The following is a 15079-nucleotide window of genomic DNA, read 5'->3' as shown; positions in this document are numbered from 1 at the left end:
CCTTCATTGTCCGACCCTATTGTCGGCCAGCATGATCTCTCCGGTTGCCACCGCCGGCGGCGGCGTCACGATGGGTTCCGCCTGCATTTCCTGCGGTCCGCGCAGTCCCGGTACGGCAATGCGCAGTTTCAGACGCACCGATCTCGCACCCTCCACGCCCGCACCGGCGACCGTGAACCGCGTTTCGGTAAAACTGACATAGGGCTGCCCGTGCGACAGGGCCTCCAGCCCGCCGATCGCATGGGAGCTGAGCTGTACGGCACTGCCCGCCACCAGCAGCAACGAACAGGCGGCGGCGGTCGCTCCCCCGCGCAATGCCGGCAGCCTTGGCAAGCCGTTTTCCATCGCATGGCGGATGAGCAGAAACACCGAAAGGCCCGCATAGATCGCCACATTGATGGCGGCGAAGACGAAGAAGCCCTCCGCCCCGTTCTCACGCGGCGCCAGAACCATGGCCATAAGGCTGAGCGCCGCCAGAAGAATGTAGGGTGCTACGACCCTCAGCGGCAGCGGCGGTTTTGCCTGCGTGCCCTTGGGGGTGATGCGGAAATCGACGAAATCGCCACGGATCGTGTCGCGTATCGCTGCCAGTACGCCCATCAGCGACCAGGGCCAGCGCAGGAACAGAAATACCATGGCCTCCCAGCTGAAGAGCTTCGCATCATGCGGGCGGAATGCGCCCGTGGCCCGCCAGAAAAAGGCAAACACGATCATGATCAGCGAAACCGGCAGGAAATGCGCCAGAAATGCCGGATAGGATGCGTTGACCAGCACATCGCCGCGTATCAGCGCAACGGCGGGAAGCACGAACATCAGCGCCATGAAGCCGGAAAACAGCGGATACCAGAGCTGCGAAAACAGGAACTGGAACTTCAGCCGCGGCGGCAGCTTCGGCACGTAGTGCCTTGAATATTGCAGCAGAATGGTCATCAGGCTGCGCGACCACTGGAATTCCTGCACGATGAGATCGGCAAAGGTCACCGGTCCGTCGCCATGGGCGATGGCGTTGACGGCATGAACGCCGCGCCAGCCGCCGGCATTCATCAAAAGCGTGGTAGAATGATCCTCGGCAAGCTCCGGCCCAAGGCCGCCGACCTCCCGCAGGGCTTTGGTGCGCACGGCATAATGCGAGCCGATGCAGAGCGGCGCCCAGCCATTATTGTAACCCAGTTGCAGCGCGCCATGCAGGCTCGCCTCGGCATAAAGCCTGCCGCGCGCGGCCCAGCTTTCACCGGCATTGGCGTCGCAGATGCTCGGGGCCGAAACATATCCCACCTTCGGATCAGCAAAGGGACGGATGATCTCGCGCAGATAATCCGGTTCCGGCACATGATCCGCATCGAACTGGGCGACGAAATCATAACGCTCGTAACCGTAGTGATCGTAGAAATAAGCGAGATTGCCTTCCTTGCAGCGTGTGCGCCGCGGCCAGGTCTTGCGATGATACTCCGCGACACCCTGTCGGGTGGAAACGAAAACGCCGTGCGCGCCACACCATTTCAGCGTCTCCGCATCCGGAGCCTCATCCGCGAGCCAGACGTCGAATTCAAGGCCCTTCTGTTCGAGCATGGCCAGCAGCGTCTTCTGCACCACCGCGAAAGGTTCCGACGGCGCCTTGGTGACGACCATCGCCACCCTGCCCCGTGGCAGAGGGGAGCGCCGGTCGACAACCTTCGCGTTCAGAAAGATGAAGATGAAATAGGATGGCAGAAGCGTGATCCACGCGAGCGTCATCGTAACGACGGTATAATAAGGCCAGTCGATGACACGATCGCGATCGAGCCACCAGATCCAGAAATAAGCGAGCGTCACCAGCCAGCCGCCGATGCCGAGAAGATAGGCCGTGCGGTTCCAGCCGGCAAAGACCGGCAGCATCCGCAAATCGCCGGCGACTGCGACCGCGCGGGCAGATGGAACGGAAGGGGTGGAATGGGCTTTCATGACCGCACCTCCAGTCCGAAACCGGGACCTGCCGTCCGGATGATGGTGTCGATATCCGAACGCTTCGGGATAAAGCCGAGCGTCTCTTCCGCACGTTTGATATCCGCAAACAGGGCTGGCGGATCGCCGGCGCGCCTTGCGCCGAAATGGACCGGAACTTCCTGCCCCGTCACGCGGTGGATCGCCCGGATGATATCGCCGACCGATGTACCGTGACCGGAACCGAGATTGACGCGCAGCGTCTCTCCGCCCTCGGCAAGATAATTGACAGCAGCCACATGGGCATCGGCCAGATCGCTGACATGGATGTAATCGCGAATGCAGGTGCCGTCGCTGGTGTCGTAATCCGCCCCGAAGACATCCAGTTGCGGGAGCCTTGCGGCAGCCGCCATCAGTGCCCGCGGGATCAGATGGGTTTCAGGCTCATGGCGCTCGTAAAGCTCGCCGTCCGGGTCGGCCCCGGCGGCATTGAAATAACGCAGCGCCACGAAACGCAGACCGTAAGCGGCGGCATAATCATCGAGCGCCATTTCGAAGATCAGCTTCGTGCGTCCGTAAGGATTGACCGGCATTTGAGCCGTTTCCTCACGGATGGGCAATTGCGGCGGCACGCCATAGGTGGCGCAGCTGGAAGAAAACACCAGCCCGCCGATATTCTGGTCGAGACAGGCATCCAGCAGCGCAAGACTGCCGCCGACATTGTTGCGGTAATATTTGCGTGGATCCTCGACGGACTCGCCGACATAGGCATTGGCGGCGCAATGGATGACGAAGGCCGGCGAAAACTCCTTGAGCGTGGCTTTCAAAAGGCCACGATCCAGAATGTCGCCCTCGATGAAGGGACCCCAGCGAACCGAATCCGCGTGACCCGTCGAGAGATTGTCGTAAGCGATGGGCTTGAAGCCGGATTGGGCCAGCGCCTTGCAGATGTGGCTGCCTATGAATCCGGCCCCGCCCGTGACGAGGATTGTGCGGGGCATCTCATACGGCCTCCGCCACAGTCTTGCCGGCCAGCAATGCATCGAAATAGACGATGGTTTTTTCCAGGCCGATTTCGAGCGGCACGCGCGGCTGCCATCTCAACAGTTCCTTTGCCCGCGAAATATCGGGGCGGCGCTGCTGCGGATCGTCGATCGCGGCGGGCAGATGCACGATGCGCGAACGGGAGCCCGTCATGCGGATGACGATATCGGCGAGCTGCCGCACCGGAATTTCGCTCGGGTTGCCGATATTGATCGGCCCGGTGCAATCCTTCGGCTTGGCCGAGAAGCGCAGGAAACCGTCGATCAGGTCATCGACATAGCAGAAGGAACGGGTCTGGCTGCCATCGCCGTAAATGGTAATATCGGCACCCTTCAGAGCCTGAACGATGAAGTTCGAAACCACACGTCCGTCATCGGGTCGCATGCGCGGCCCATAGGTGTTGAAGATGCGTCCCACCTTGATATCGACACCGAAGCTACGGTGATAATCGAAAAACAGCGTTTCGGCGCTGCGTTTCCCTTCATCGTAACAAGCTCGCGGCCCGATTGTATTTACATTGCCGAAATAGGTTTCCGGCTGCGGATTAACGTGCGGATCGCCGTAGACTTCCGATGTCGACGACTGCACGACGGTTGCACCGCATCTGCGCGCCACTTCCAGCACATTGACCGCACCCAGGACATTGGTGAGCAGCGTGCCGACCGGATCGCGCTGGTAATCGGGCGGCGAAGCAGGTGAAGCGAAGTTGAAGATCAGCGAGACATCAATGTCATAGGGTTTGCGCACATCGTGCTCGACCAGCAAAAACCGCTTATTGTCCCGCAAATGCGCCACATTCGCGGTGCGCCCGGTCGAAAGATCGTCGAGACAGATCACCTCGTGACCGCAGCTCAACAGGCGCTCGCAAAGATGGGAACCGAGAAAACCGGCGCCGCCATTAACGAGAACGCGTTGGCCAGGTCTCCATTCGGAGTAGATGGTGACACCGTTGTCGTGTTCGTTGGGAACGAAATTACGCATTACACAATCCTCCCCATGAGGAATCAGCGCAGCTGATTCACCTAAACTGGATCAAACTCCCGATTGTACGATATCTTGAATATCATCCTCCGGTTTTTACTTCTTCTGGAGGTTTAATATTTCGATCGGATAAATTTCAACTTTCATGATAGGCGCGACAGAAAACAGGTCAACTTCATTTTATCAAAATATTACAATTGATTACCAAAAATTACTCAAAATAGCCCCTTGATTTAATACTTTTTAACTATGCCTCTATTATGCCTTTCTTATTGAGCATTAGCGCAAGCTTCGCTCAACCAGTCGGGGCTATCCTGGTTTTGTAAGGCTCGGTCCACCGGGAACAAAACCGCCCGGCGAGATGCGACAGACAGTCGATTTCAGGGGACACACATGACGAATGAAATGCCTTATTCCCATAGCGGCAAAGCAGCCCGCCATTGTCGCTTCGCGCTTGTTGCCGCAGCACTTGTAACTTTCACCTTCACGACGGCTTCATGCTCCGTGGTCGAAGACGCCGTTCTCATCAAGACCGCGTCGGCCAATACTGCCACGACCAAGAGCCGGGTCGCTCCGGCGAAGGCGTCCTACGGTTATCAAAAAACCGGCAACGCGGCCGTTACGCTTGTTGCCGATGCCTCGGGCACACCCGCGGCATCGCGGCAGTCCTACTCGGGCTCCTCTCCCTATATCTGCTCCCCGAGCGGATTCGGGCAGAAATCCCGCTGCTTCCTGAGGCCCTGAGCCTCCTGGAGAAATACCGGAGGGAACTGGCGTCCGGACGGCTCTAGCCGCCCTGACGCTCAGTTCTTCCAGCCGCCGGAGAACGTCGTGTCTTCATCTTTATTGAAGAAGCGCGACGCCGCCTCCGTGCGGTTGCGCACGTTCATTTTCTTATAGATATTGCGAACGTGAACCTTGACGGTGTTCTCGGACAGATGCAGCCGATCAGCGATGATCTTGTTTTGCGTTCCCTTGCAAAGCAGATCGAGGATTTGCACCTCGCGTGTCGTCAGCGCCGCCACGTCGCTCCTGCTTGCGGCAAGGGCATCGGCGCGGTTGGCGATCACGGCATTGCTTTGAACGCTCTTGCTGTTGACCGAAGGCGAATAGGGCGTGAGCTTGCCGAGAAGAGCCGCAGGAAAATGTTCCCCGCCCTTCATGAGCAGATCGACGGCCGCCATGAAGACATCGAGCCTGAGATTAAGCGGCAGCACGCCATCGATGACGCGCATTCCCACCAGCCTTTTCAGCGGTTCCTCGAATTTATCGATGGTTTCGACGACGAGCGCGATCGGCGCATCGGGATGTTTTTCCCGAACCTCCGAAAGAACGGCATGAAGACGATCCCCCGACATCCGGTAAGGCAAAACCAGCCGTACATTGTTACCGTAGTCGTCCTCGATGCCCGCCGACGACCTTACGCTCACCACCGCGAATGTGGGGAACTTTTTGCCCAGCGCCTCCATGAGGCACTCGGAAAACAGGTCCGGATCCGCTATGACCAATAAAGTTCCATTTATAGGAGCAACGGCGTTTTTTTGTTTTGCCGCATAATCTGACGTTCCCATGAACATTGACGCCTCCCTCAAGCGCTTACGCATTACTTTCTTTTGGTTGTGCAGTCTGTTGTCCGCCGGCTATCTTTCCCCTGAATACTTGGGGGCGATTCTCCGCTTTAGGCCATGTCAACTATCATTAATTACCCGTTAATTAACACACGCTAATACGAAAAGCTGTGTAAATAAATGGCCCAAACGGGTTATTTTTTACAATTGACATACAAAATAGGTTACGCCGGGATAGAATCGTTCATTCTGTAACCGCTGCAAAAACAAACACATCGGAAAAGCTTTCGCTGTGGTTTTGCCTTCCGGGAAAATATAACTTTTAGTTGATATCCCTTTACATAGCTCGCCGGCAAAGCACGCTGCAGCCTGTTCCTTTTCGGGATAAAGGCCTTTTTCCACCGAAATAAACCATGTTTCCCAAAAAAGCCGCTCTGCTCTGACGAAGCGGCGTTTTTTTAAGGCCAAACCGGCGAATGGACCCGCCGACAACCGCCAGCGACATATATATTCGGGTAAAGCGCCGATGGGTTTAACCCGAATTGATATCTAGGAAGCGCAATTTTTCTGCGGCACAGTCTGACCGTCGCTGGAAACAACGACCGATGGAAAGACACCTCCGGCCTTGACGTGTGTTTGAAAAACGCCGGTCCCTTTTCAAGAAACCATGCAAGCGAAAAGACGAAGCCACCGCGCTCCCCTGCTGGAGCGAGGAACGGATTTGTGCGCCGTTTTACCGAGTAGCGCACAAGGGCTGAACGAAAAGAGCCTGATCACGGGCCACTACCGAACCGCAGATGATGCGTACCGAGTGCATCTGCAAAACATCAATCTTCATGCTACCCGGGGCAAGCGCGAAAAAATCCCGTTTGAGATGAGAGGGATTTCGAAAGCTGCTCCGAGCTTTTTCGGAGGAAATCGAAATGGGTTATGATCATAAGTCTGCCGACAGCGACGACGATATCACCAAGATCGGCGCGCTTTCCGAGGGTTTCGCCAACACGTCGACCAATGACGCCAAGGTGGAAGACAGCAACGTCGGCACCGCAAACGGTGAAAACCGCAACAACGACAACAGCGACAACAGCACCAATGTGGATGTTGACGCCAAGATCGATGTTGACGCCAATAACGGTGACAATCGCGACAACGACTATGACTGGAGCTATGACAGCAAGTCCTATAGCGACAACGACACGACCACCAAGACCAGCACCGAAACCAACACCGATATCAAGGTCGACTACGACTGGAGCTATGAAAGCAAGTCGTACAGCGACAACGACACCAATGTGAAAACGATCACGGATACGGACACCAAAACGTCCAACTATTCCGACAACGACACCTCCACCAAGACCACGACGACCTCCGACAGCTTCAACTCCGCAGACAGTTTCTACAAGTCGGATGACGACTTCGGCAACATCACGGGCGTCAAGGATGTCGGCAATCTGGGCATCGCCGGCGGAGACCTCACCTTCAATCTGGGTGACGACTTCTCCTTCACCCTCGATGTCGACAATATCCTCAACGGCTCGCTCAATGGCGATGGCAACGACACCGGCTTCAGCATGGTGCAGGCCAACCACCTGGCAGACCAGGATGAGGCCTATGACATCAAGATGCAGAATGGCGGTGCGGAAAACCACCTGAGCGCCAATGCCGGTGACGCCTATGGCGCCGAAGGCATCGACGGCAAGGGATGGGACCTCAAGGCCGGCGACGACGCAGCAGGCACCAGCACTGCGGATGCATCGGCAATCCTTGCAAATTCCGGCTTCCATCTGGAACTGGTGCAGGGCGCCAACATGCTCTCCAACGCAGTTGATGTCACGATCACAGGCGGTAACTCGCATGTGTCTGATGTCGGTGAGGATCACTCCTGATAACCACCTCTTGACGAAAAGAGCTGCACCGGCACCCGCCGGTGCAGTTCGCGGTTGAAGGACCGGGGTTGCGTAAAAGGAAGCACCGCCTCCAGGACGTGTGCCCTCCGCAGCCTTAAGGCTCTGCCGCGATGATCAGGGAGGGACCTCCAATGCATATCGACAAGATTTCGGACATGATTGCGCATTTCATCGGCCTGTTCGACACGGTGATCGAGGAAGCGCGTCTGAGAACCAACTACAGCGAAGGCCCGGCGCATTCCGATCCGGACCGTTTGCCGGACGATGAAGCAGCAAAGCTGCTCGACAAGAACTATGACGTTCCGCTCAAGGACTACGATCCCGGCGTCAACTACCGCTCCGGCTATTATGATTTCGATTATCTGCAGCCGCATTTCGCGCGCATGGTCGAGCACGACATGCAGCGGCTCGCAGATGCCATCCCTGTCGATATTTCCGGCGTCAATTTCCGTTTTCCCGGCCGACTTTCCTTTGAGGAGGAATATGAACTGGTGGTTCACACCGGTCCCGGTTCGGTCATCGCGCATGTGGCGCAGGTCAATATTCTTCAAGACGACGACTATCTGAACATGACGGACGGCCCCTATGCGTGGCGCGACACCAGCTTCGTGACAGAGCGCACCGTCGAGTTCTACAATGAAGCGTCCGCCTTCACGCCTTTCGCCGGTTTCCAGCGCACCGACAGTTACGACGCCCTGCAGGCGCTCGCCAAATCCGCGCACGACTATATCGACCATGCCCGCGAAAACGACGTGACGTCGCTCGGCACCGGTGCGGATCAGGATTTCGTTCTGGCCGGCAACGACATCGACGGGCTTTACATCAACGGCTTGATAGCCAGCGAAAAGCCGATGCTCGACGACTACATGCCCGATCGCGGTATCGCCAAGCCCGTGGAAGAGCCGGAAAAGAGCGATGTTTCGCTGCATGAGGACAGCCCTGCCGGCAACAGCCTCGATGTCGCCGCAGGCGCCAATGTCGTCGCCAACATCGCTACGCTGGTCAATACCGGCGTCATGACGTCGGTAACCGCCGTCATGGGCGACTATCACCAGATCGACGCGATCACCCAGGCCTATATCTATAGCGACCGGGACGAGATCGACTCCGTTTTCACACGGTCGGAAGATCAGGCGGCGACGGCGGCCTTCAATATCGCCAGCTTCGAGCGCAGCGTCTATCCGGGCGCTGAAAACACGGAAAACAGCAGTCAGGAAAACGGCGAACCGCCGATATTTCCGACCGCCTGGCGCGTCAGCGTGCTGGAAGGAGACGTTTCCTTCGTGCACTGGATCGAGCAATACCAGTTCGTCAGCGACAACGACACGATGACGATAACGACCTCGGGCGCCACCGTCAGCCTGCTGACAGGCGGCAACGCCGCGCTCAACATTGCGAATTTCCTCGGCATCGGCATGCAATACGATCTGATCATCGTCGGCGGCAATGTGCTGGACATGAACATCATCAGCCAGATCGCCGTGCTCTACGACAATGACTGGGCGCGCGCCAATTCCGATGCGCCGGACGGCGCCACCATCCAGTCCGGCAACAACCTGCTGTGGAACGACGCCGCCATTCACAATGTCGGCAGCAACGACCGTTTCGAAACAATGCCGGACTATATGAACCAGACGGTGAACGCCATCAACGAGCGCGATCCCAACATGCCGGATGCGCTTGCCCATGACGTCAATTTCGCCGGCTATGAGGGTCTGAACGTCCTCTATATCACCGGCAATCTCTACGATGTCAGCATCATAAAACAGGTGAGCGTGCTGGGCGATTCCGACGATGTGACGCAGGCCGCCGCCAAGGTTCTTGAAAATAACGAGGACGCCACCGTCCATATCGATACCGGCAGCAATGCCGTGGTCAATCTGGCGCAGATCGTCGACTACGACAGCTTCGGCTCCACCACCTATGTCGCCGGCGGCGTTTATTCCGATGCCATCCTGATACAGGGCGGCATCATCGAAAACGACACGTCGCAACCCCAGCAAGGCCAACTGGCGAACGAGGTCATCGCCTTTCTTCACGACGATCCCGCCACCATCGAAAACGAATCCAATGGCGTCATCAATGCCGGTCACGACCTGTCATGGTCGAATGCCCATCCGGCCGACGTCATGCAGGCGGTGACCGCGTAGATTTTGGCAAGCGGGGCGGCAAACACGTCCCCTCACAGCCGAACCGCAGACACTATAAGAACATCGAGGGGACCGATATAAAATGGATCATATTTCTAGAAAAACCATTGCCGATGGACGCTCGCTGGACTTGCCGCTGGATCAGGACGCGGAAGACAGCAAACTGACGGACGCCTGTATTTCAGCAATCAATGAAGCCGTCGAAAACCTGCGCCAATTATCCGGCGCTGAACAGACGGCAAAAGACATTTCATCCCCTGCACAGACCGCCTCCCCACAGGTTCTCTCCCAACCGCACGCAAAAACGGAACAGGCGGAACAATTGCGGGATGTTCCCCCGGAAAGGCCGGTACCTCAACGGGACCGGCAACCCGCCTCCCCGCCGGAACCGCAGGCCAAGATCGACAATGCCGACCTGCCTTTCGTCAAGACCATCGACAATAATGACGGTCCGATCCGTGAAAACGAACGCCGGCCGGTGACGGGCGGCGGCGGCAAGGAGCCGACGGACAACGGCGGTGGCGGCGGCGGTGGCGGCGGCGGTGGAAGCCAGAGCGGTTTTCACAAACGCAGCGAGCCGATCAATTTCGCCGCAAGCCTTGCCAAGGGCATCGCCGCCGTGCGGCGCAACATGGTGGTGGTGATGCTGTTCACGGTCGCCATCAACGTCCTGCTGCTCGCCATCCCGCTTTATCTGTTCCAGATTTCCGACCGGGTTCTGACCAGCCGTTCGATGGATACGCTGGTGATGCTGACGGTCGCCGTCCTTGGCGCGGTTCTGCTGCAGGCCTTCATGGACGCCATCCGCCGCTTCATCCTGATGCGCACCGCCGTCGAACTCGAGGTGCAGCTTGGCGCGCCGATCCTGTCCGCCGCCGCCCGCGCTTCCCTGCATGGCAGCGGCAAGGACTATCAGACCTTGCAGGATCTGCAGCAATTGCGCTCCTTCCTCACCTCCGGCACGCTCATCGCCTTTCTCGATGCGCCGCTGATGCCGCTCTTCATCGTGGTGGTCTATCTCGTCCATCCGCATCTCGGCATCATCATCATGGTCTGCTGCGCCGTGCTGTTCGGCATCGCCTGGCTGAACCAGCGCTTCACCGCAAGACAGTTTTCCGAGGCTTCCGGTTATCTCAGCCGCGCCAATTTCCACCTCGATTCCATGTCGCGCAATTCGCAGATCATCAATGCGCTCGCCATGATCCCCGAAGCGGTGAAAATGTGGGGCCGCGAAACCGCCGGCTCGCTGAAATCGCATGTGGCGGCGCAGGATCGCAACATCATGTTCTCCGGCGTTTCCAAGGCGGCGCGCATGATTACCCAGGTGGCGCTGCTCGGCTGGGGCGCGCATCTGTCGCTATCCGGCGAACTGACCGGCGGCATGGTGATTGCGGCCTCCATCATTTCCGGCCGGGCGCTGGCGCCCATCGAAGGCGCGATAGAAGGCTGGCACCAGTTCAACAAATCCGCCGCCTCCTATGGCCGCATCAAGCAGCTTCTCATCAATTCGCCGCTGAACTTCCCGCGTCTGCGCCTTCCCAATCCGGAAGGGCGTCTCGATGTGGAGCGCATCCTCTTCGTGCCGCCGCCGCAGAAGAAGGTGATTTTGAACGGCATTTCCTTTTCGCTGAAAAAGGGAGAGTCGCTCGCCATCATCGGCAATTCCGGCTCCGGCAAGACGACACTCGGCAAGATGCTGGTGGGCTCCATTCTACCGACGTCAGGCAATGTGCGCCTCGATCTCATGGATCTGCGCAACTGGGACCAGCGACAATTCGGTGAAAGCATCGGTTATCTGCCGCAGGACGTGCAGCTTTTCCCCGGCACCATCAAGGCCAATATCTGCCGTATGCGCGACGATATCGAGGACCGGCAGATTTATGAAGCGGCGGTGCTGGCCGATGTGCACGAGCTGATCGCCGGTTTCCCGCAGGGTTATGAAACCGTGGTCGCCGCTGATGGCGCACCGCTTTCCGGCGGCCAGAAACAGCGCATCGCACTTGCCCGCGCCTTTTTCGGCGATCCGAAATTCGTGGTGTTGGATGAGCCCAACTCCAATCTGGATACGCAGGGCGAACAGGCGCTGGCCAAGGCGCTGCTGCACGCCAAAAGACAGGGCATCACCACCGTCACCATCACCCAGCGGCCGGCGCTGCTTCAATGCGTCGACAAGATCATGGTGCTGAAGGACGGATCGGTCGCCATGTTCGGCGAAAGAATGGACGTGCTGAAGGCGCTTTCCGGCAATGGCCGCCAGGCCAACCAGTCCCCGCAGATCGAGGGTTGAGAACCGTCATGTTCAAAAAGAAAAACGCCATTGCCGAAGTCAAACCCCAGGGCCAGCTCGAATGGTATAGCGAAGTGCCGCGCTCGATCCGCCTGCACAGCTCGATCGGCCTTGCCGTGCTGCTCGCCTCCTTCGGCGGTTTCGGCTTCTGGGCCGGCACTGCGCCGCTCTCCTCCGCCATCATCGCCCAGGGCAGTTTCGTCGCCACCGGCAACAACAAGGTGGTCCAGCATCTGGAAGGCGGCATCATCAAGGAAATGATGGTCAGCGAAGGCGACACGGTCAAGGAAGGCGACGTTCTTCTGACGCTGGACAAGACGACGGCGCTTGCCAACGAGCGCATGTTGCAGCTGCGGCGGCTTCGCCTGGAAACCATCGTCGTGCGCCTGCGCGCCGAGGCGCAGGGCGCAAAAAGCTTCAAGGTGCCCGATATCGTCATGAAGGAAGCCGGCGATCCGGATATCAATTCCATTATCCAGAGCCAGAACATCGTGTTCCACAGCAAACTCATCAAGCTTGAGGAACAGATGAACCTGATCGACAAGAATATCCGGTCTCTGGAGTTCCGCTATGCGGGGTATGACGGCCAAAAACAGTCCTTCGACCGGCAATTGGCGCTTTTGACACAGGAGCGCGATTCCAAGGAGCGGCTCGCCAAGGACGGCGTCATCCGCAAGACCGACATGCTGGCACTGGAGCGCGCCATCGCCGACGCCATGGGCGATATCGCCCGCCTGAGTGGCGAAATGAACCAGAGCGAGGCGGAAATCGCCAAGTTCCGGCAGGAAGCGGTCATTGCCGTCAACGCCAACAAGCAGGCGGCGCTCGATGCGCTGGAAACTGCCGAATCCGATCTCGACAGCGTGCGCGAACAGGTGCGTGGCGCCGCCGAAGTGCTGGAACGTACCGTCATCCGCTCCCCCGTCAACGGCACCGTGGTACGCGCCTATTACCACACGCCGGGCGGCGTTATTACCACCGGCAAGCCGATCATGGAAATCCTGCCCGCTCATGTGCCCCTTATTCTGGAGGCGCAGGTGCTGAGAACCTCCATCGACCAGCTGCATGAGGGCCAGACGGCCGCGATCCGCCTGTCGGCGCTCAACCGCCGCACCACACCGGTTCTGAATGGCAAGGTCTTTTACGTTTCAGCCGACAGCATCGAGGAAAACGCCGGCCTTCAGGTCAAGGACGTCTATATCGTGCGAGTGCAGATACCCGACGAGGAAATCGCCAAGGTTCACAATTTCCACCCCGTGCCCGGCATGCCGGCCGACGTGCTGATCCAGACTTCGGAGCGCACCTTCTTCGAATATCTGACCAAGCCGATCTCCGACAGCATGTCCCGTGCTTTCAAGGAAAGATGAAGAAATATCAGTAACCTACACTGTCTTTTCCGCAGCGGTCGGCATATAATATCCAAATATGTTTCGTCGGGGCGGGAGAAGCGGCATGGCGGCGATGTCGGATGTATTGCTGCTGGTCGGCAGGCTGAATTACGTGTGGACCAACACGGAAAGCCTGATGATCTATCTGATCGTCCATCTCCTGAAAGTGGAAAAGGAAGCGGCCATCGTCGTCTTCCTGACGCTCAACACCACGCGGGCGCGCATGGATCTGATCGAGCGCCTGGCGAAGCTTCCCTCCACCGATGCGAAGGATCGCAAGACCATCCTCTCCATCATGGCGCGGCTGAAGAAGGAAGCAAAGACGCGCAACAAATACAATCACTGCATCTATTCCTTCGACGAAAAGGGCGAAATCGCCAGCACGCAGCTCATGCGGCTGGTGGAGGATGACAGTCAGGTGCGCTACGGCAAGGTGGAGCGCATGGACGAGAAGGAAATCGGGCAGCTCGAAAAATCCATCGCCGACATCGTCGATGTCAGCAAGGACATGTGGAGTTTCATCCATGCCAGTCCGCATGTCTCTGCGGATTATCTCTAGGCTCTCGTTTGTAACCGCATGCCGATTGCCGGGTGAGGTTCGCTCCCCTCCGCAACCCTTGCCGGGAGGCACAGTTTACCGGCTGCGAAATAGAGCATGAACGAGCCGATCTGGTAGGGGAAGATGATGTCGATCTCCACGAAGGAACGCACGACAAACAGGGCGCAGATCGCAAACAGGATGACGCCCTGCGGATCGCTCTTGCGCATCAGCACCGAGCGCAGATGCCCGAGCAGCGTTCCGTAAAGCACCATGCCAAGCAGCAGCATGCCGACGAAGCCGTTTTCCACCACGGTTTCGATATAGGTATTATGGAAATGGAAGCCGCTGCGGCCGGTAATGAAGAAATCGTTCCACAGTCGTTCGGCATCGGGAAAACCCGCAACCCAGAACCCCTGATAACCGACGCCGAGGATCGGCGTTTGTTTCGCAGCCTCGATGCCCTGCTGCCAGAGATAAGTTCGGCCGGTCAGCGTCGAATCCTTGCCGAAAATGCCAAGAATGGCGTCTAGCAGGCCGAATTGCAGGGAAGCGACCGCCAGCAATGCGCCGAGACCACCGAGCACAAAAAACGTCATCTTTCGGTTCGCCGGCGAAAGCATGCCGATGGGAATGAAGCCGATGATGAGCGCGACCACCGCCGCCGTGGTAATAGTGGATGTGGCCGATTGCGACGCAAGGAGGCTATAGGCCGACAGGAGCCCGGTGACGCCGGCAATCGGCAACCAGATGCCCCTTTGCTTGAGCACCAGCACCGATGCGGCGGCAAAAATGACGCCGAGCGAGGCATAAAAGCCGAGCTGGTTCTTGGAAGAGAAAGCGCCGACGAAACTATAGGTGCCATCCAGCGCATCGAAGAGATAAATGCCGAATAGCAGCGAATAGAGCAGAACGACGGCGATGCCGATCAGCGCGCCGCGCGTCAGGGTCCGGATCGAGATCACCCGCATGGCGATCAGCGCGCAGACGATATGCGTCATATACTGGATGGAGGCGCGCATGGTCACCGACGCCGCCTCCGACCAGAAGCTGGACAGAACCGTCAAGATGCCGAAGGCGAATATCCAGAGATAGCGCGGATAATTGCCGAGCACGCGCCGGTAGTCGACCACCACCAGCGGCAGCCACATGCCATAATAGGCCAGAACCGAGATTTGCCCGAAACGCGACGAGTAAGCGAATACGAAGAATGACAGCGCAACCGCCGCCATTCCGTAAATCTCATTGCGTTCGGGATCGATCAGCGCCGATTTGGCGATCCGCATTGAAACC

General features: G+C 58.1%; 11 protein-coding genes. 6 read left to right on the top strand and 5 right to left on the bottom strand.

Annotated elements, in window-relative coordinates; genetic code table 11:
• Positions 1–3: 3 nt before the first annotated feature.
• The 3 genes from ACIK7D_RS13140 to ACIK7D_RS13130 are packed head-to-tail and all read right to left on the bottom strand — an operon-like array spanning position 4 to position 3945.
• Positions 4–1941, bottom strand: coding sequence for a glycosyltransferase family 2 protein (locus ACIK7D_RS13140; protein WP_400156509.1), 1938 nt, complete (start codon positions 1939–1941; stop codon positions 4–6).
• A complete protein-coding gene (gene galE, locus ACIK7D_RS13135) occupies positions 1938–2921 on the bottom strand; it encodes a UDP-glucose 4-epimerase GalE (RefSeq protein ID WP_020811999.1) in 984 nt (327 codons plus the stop codon). Before galE ends, ACIK7D_RS13140 begins: the two co-directional genes overlap by 4 nt.
• 1 nt (position 2922) lies before the next feature.
• Complete coding sequence (locus ACIK7D_RS13130; RefSeq protein WP_080819141.1) at positions 2923–3945, bottom strand: UDP-glucuronic acid decarboxylase family protein; 1023 nt, start codon at positions 3943–3945, stop codon at positions 2923–2925.
• 393 nt (positions 3946–4338) lie between these two features.
• On the opposite strand from ACIK7D_RS13130, the gene ACIK7D_RS13125 reads away from it, so the two are divergent.
• Positions 4339–4689 carry a hypothetical protein gene (locus ACIK7D_RS13125; RefSeq protein ID WP_080819142.1) on the top strand — a complete coding sequence of 117 codons (351 nt, stop codon included), beginning with the start codon at positions 4339–4341 and terminating at the stop codon, positions 4687–4689.
• Positions 4690–4748: 59 nt separating this feature from the next.
• On the opposite strand, the gene ACIK7D_RS13120 is transcribed toward ACIK7D_RS13125, so the two are convergent.
• Positions 4749–5522 carry a helix-turn-helix transcriptional regulator gene (locus ACIK7D_RS13120; RefSeq protein WP_035262289.1) on the bottom strand — a complete coding sequence of 258 codons (774 nt, stop codon included), beginning with the start codon at positions 5520–5522 and terminating at the stop codon, positions 4749–4751.
• A gap of 914 nt (positions 5523–6436) precedes the next feature.
• Here ACIK7D_RS13120 and ACIK7D_RS13115 point away from each other — a divergent pair.
• The 5 genes from ACIK7D_RS13115 to ACIK7D_RS13095 all read left to right on the top strand — a co-directional run bounded on the left by ACIK7D_RS13115 (position 6437) and on the right by ACIK7D_RS13095 (position 13807).
• Positions 6437–7402 carry a fibrinogen-binding protein gene (locus tag ACIK7D_RS13115; protein WP_400156508.1) on the top strand — a complete coding sequence of 322 codons (966 nt, stop codon included), beginning with the start codon at positions 6437–6439 and terminating at the stop codon, positions 7400–7402.
• 152 nt (positions 7403–7554) lie between these two features.
• Entirely contained in the window at positions 7555–9573 is a 2019-nt protein-coding gene (locus ACIK7D_RS13110) for a hypothetical protein (RefSeq protein WP_400156507.1), read from the top strand.
• Positions 9574–9655: 82 nt separating this feature from the next.
• Positions 9656–11860 (top strand): type I secretion system permease/ATPase, encoded by a 2205-nt coding sequence (locus tag ACIK7D_RS13105; RefSeq protein WP_269313487.1) that lies wholly within the window; start codon positions 9656–9658, stop codon positions 11858–11860.
• Positions 11861–11868: 8 nt separating this feature from the next.
• Entirely contained in the window at positions 11869–13227 is a 1359-nt protein-coding gene (locus tag ACIK7D_RS13100; protein WP_035262274.1) for an HlyD family type I secretion periplasmic adaptor subunit, read from the top strand.
• A gap of 85 nt (positions 13228–13312) precedes the next feature.
• The gene (locus tag ACIK7D_RS13095; protein ID WP_003523808.1) at positions 13313–13807 is read left to right on the top strand and encodes a hypothetical protein; all 495 of its coding nucleotides are present in this window, start codon (positions 13313–13315) and stop codon (positions 13805–13807) included.
• On the opposite strand, the gene ACIK7D_RS13090 is transcribed toward ACIK7D_RS13095, so the two are convergent.
• Positions 13804–15072: an O-antigen ligase family protein gene (locus ACIK7D_RS13090; RefSeq protein WP_400156506.1), complete on the bottom strand. Its 1269-nt coding sequence runs from the start codon at positions 15070–15072 to the stop codon at positions 13804–13806. The genes ACIK7D_RS13095 and ACIK7D_RS13090 overlap by 4 nt on opposite strands.
• Positions 15073–15079 lie beyond the last annotated feature (7 nt).

This window comes from Agrobacterium sp. P15N1-A, from assembly GCF_044626815.1.
Classification (GTDB): Bacteria; Pseudomonadota; Alphaproteobacteria; order Rhizobiales; family Rhizobiaceae; genus Agrobacterium; species Agrobacterium leguminum.
Note: the sequence above shows the minus strand (reverse complement) of the source record. Positions and strands in the feature narration are given on the sequence as shown.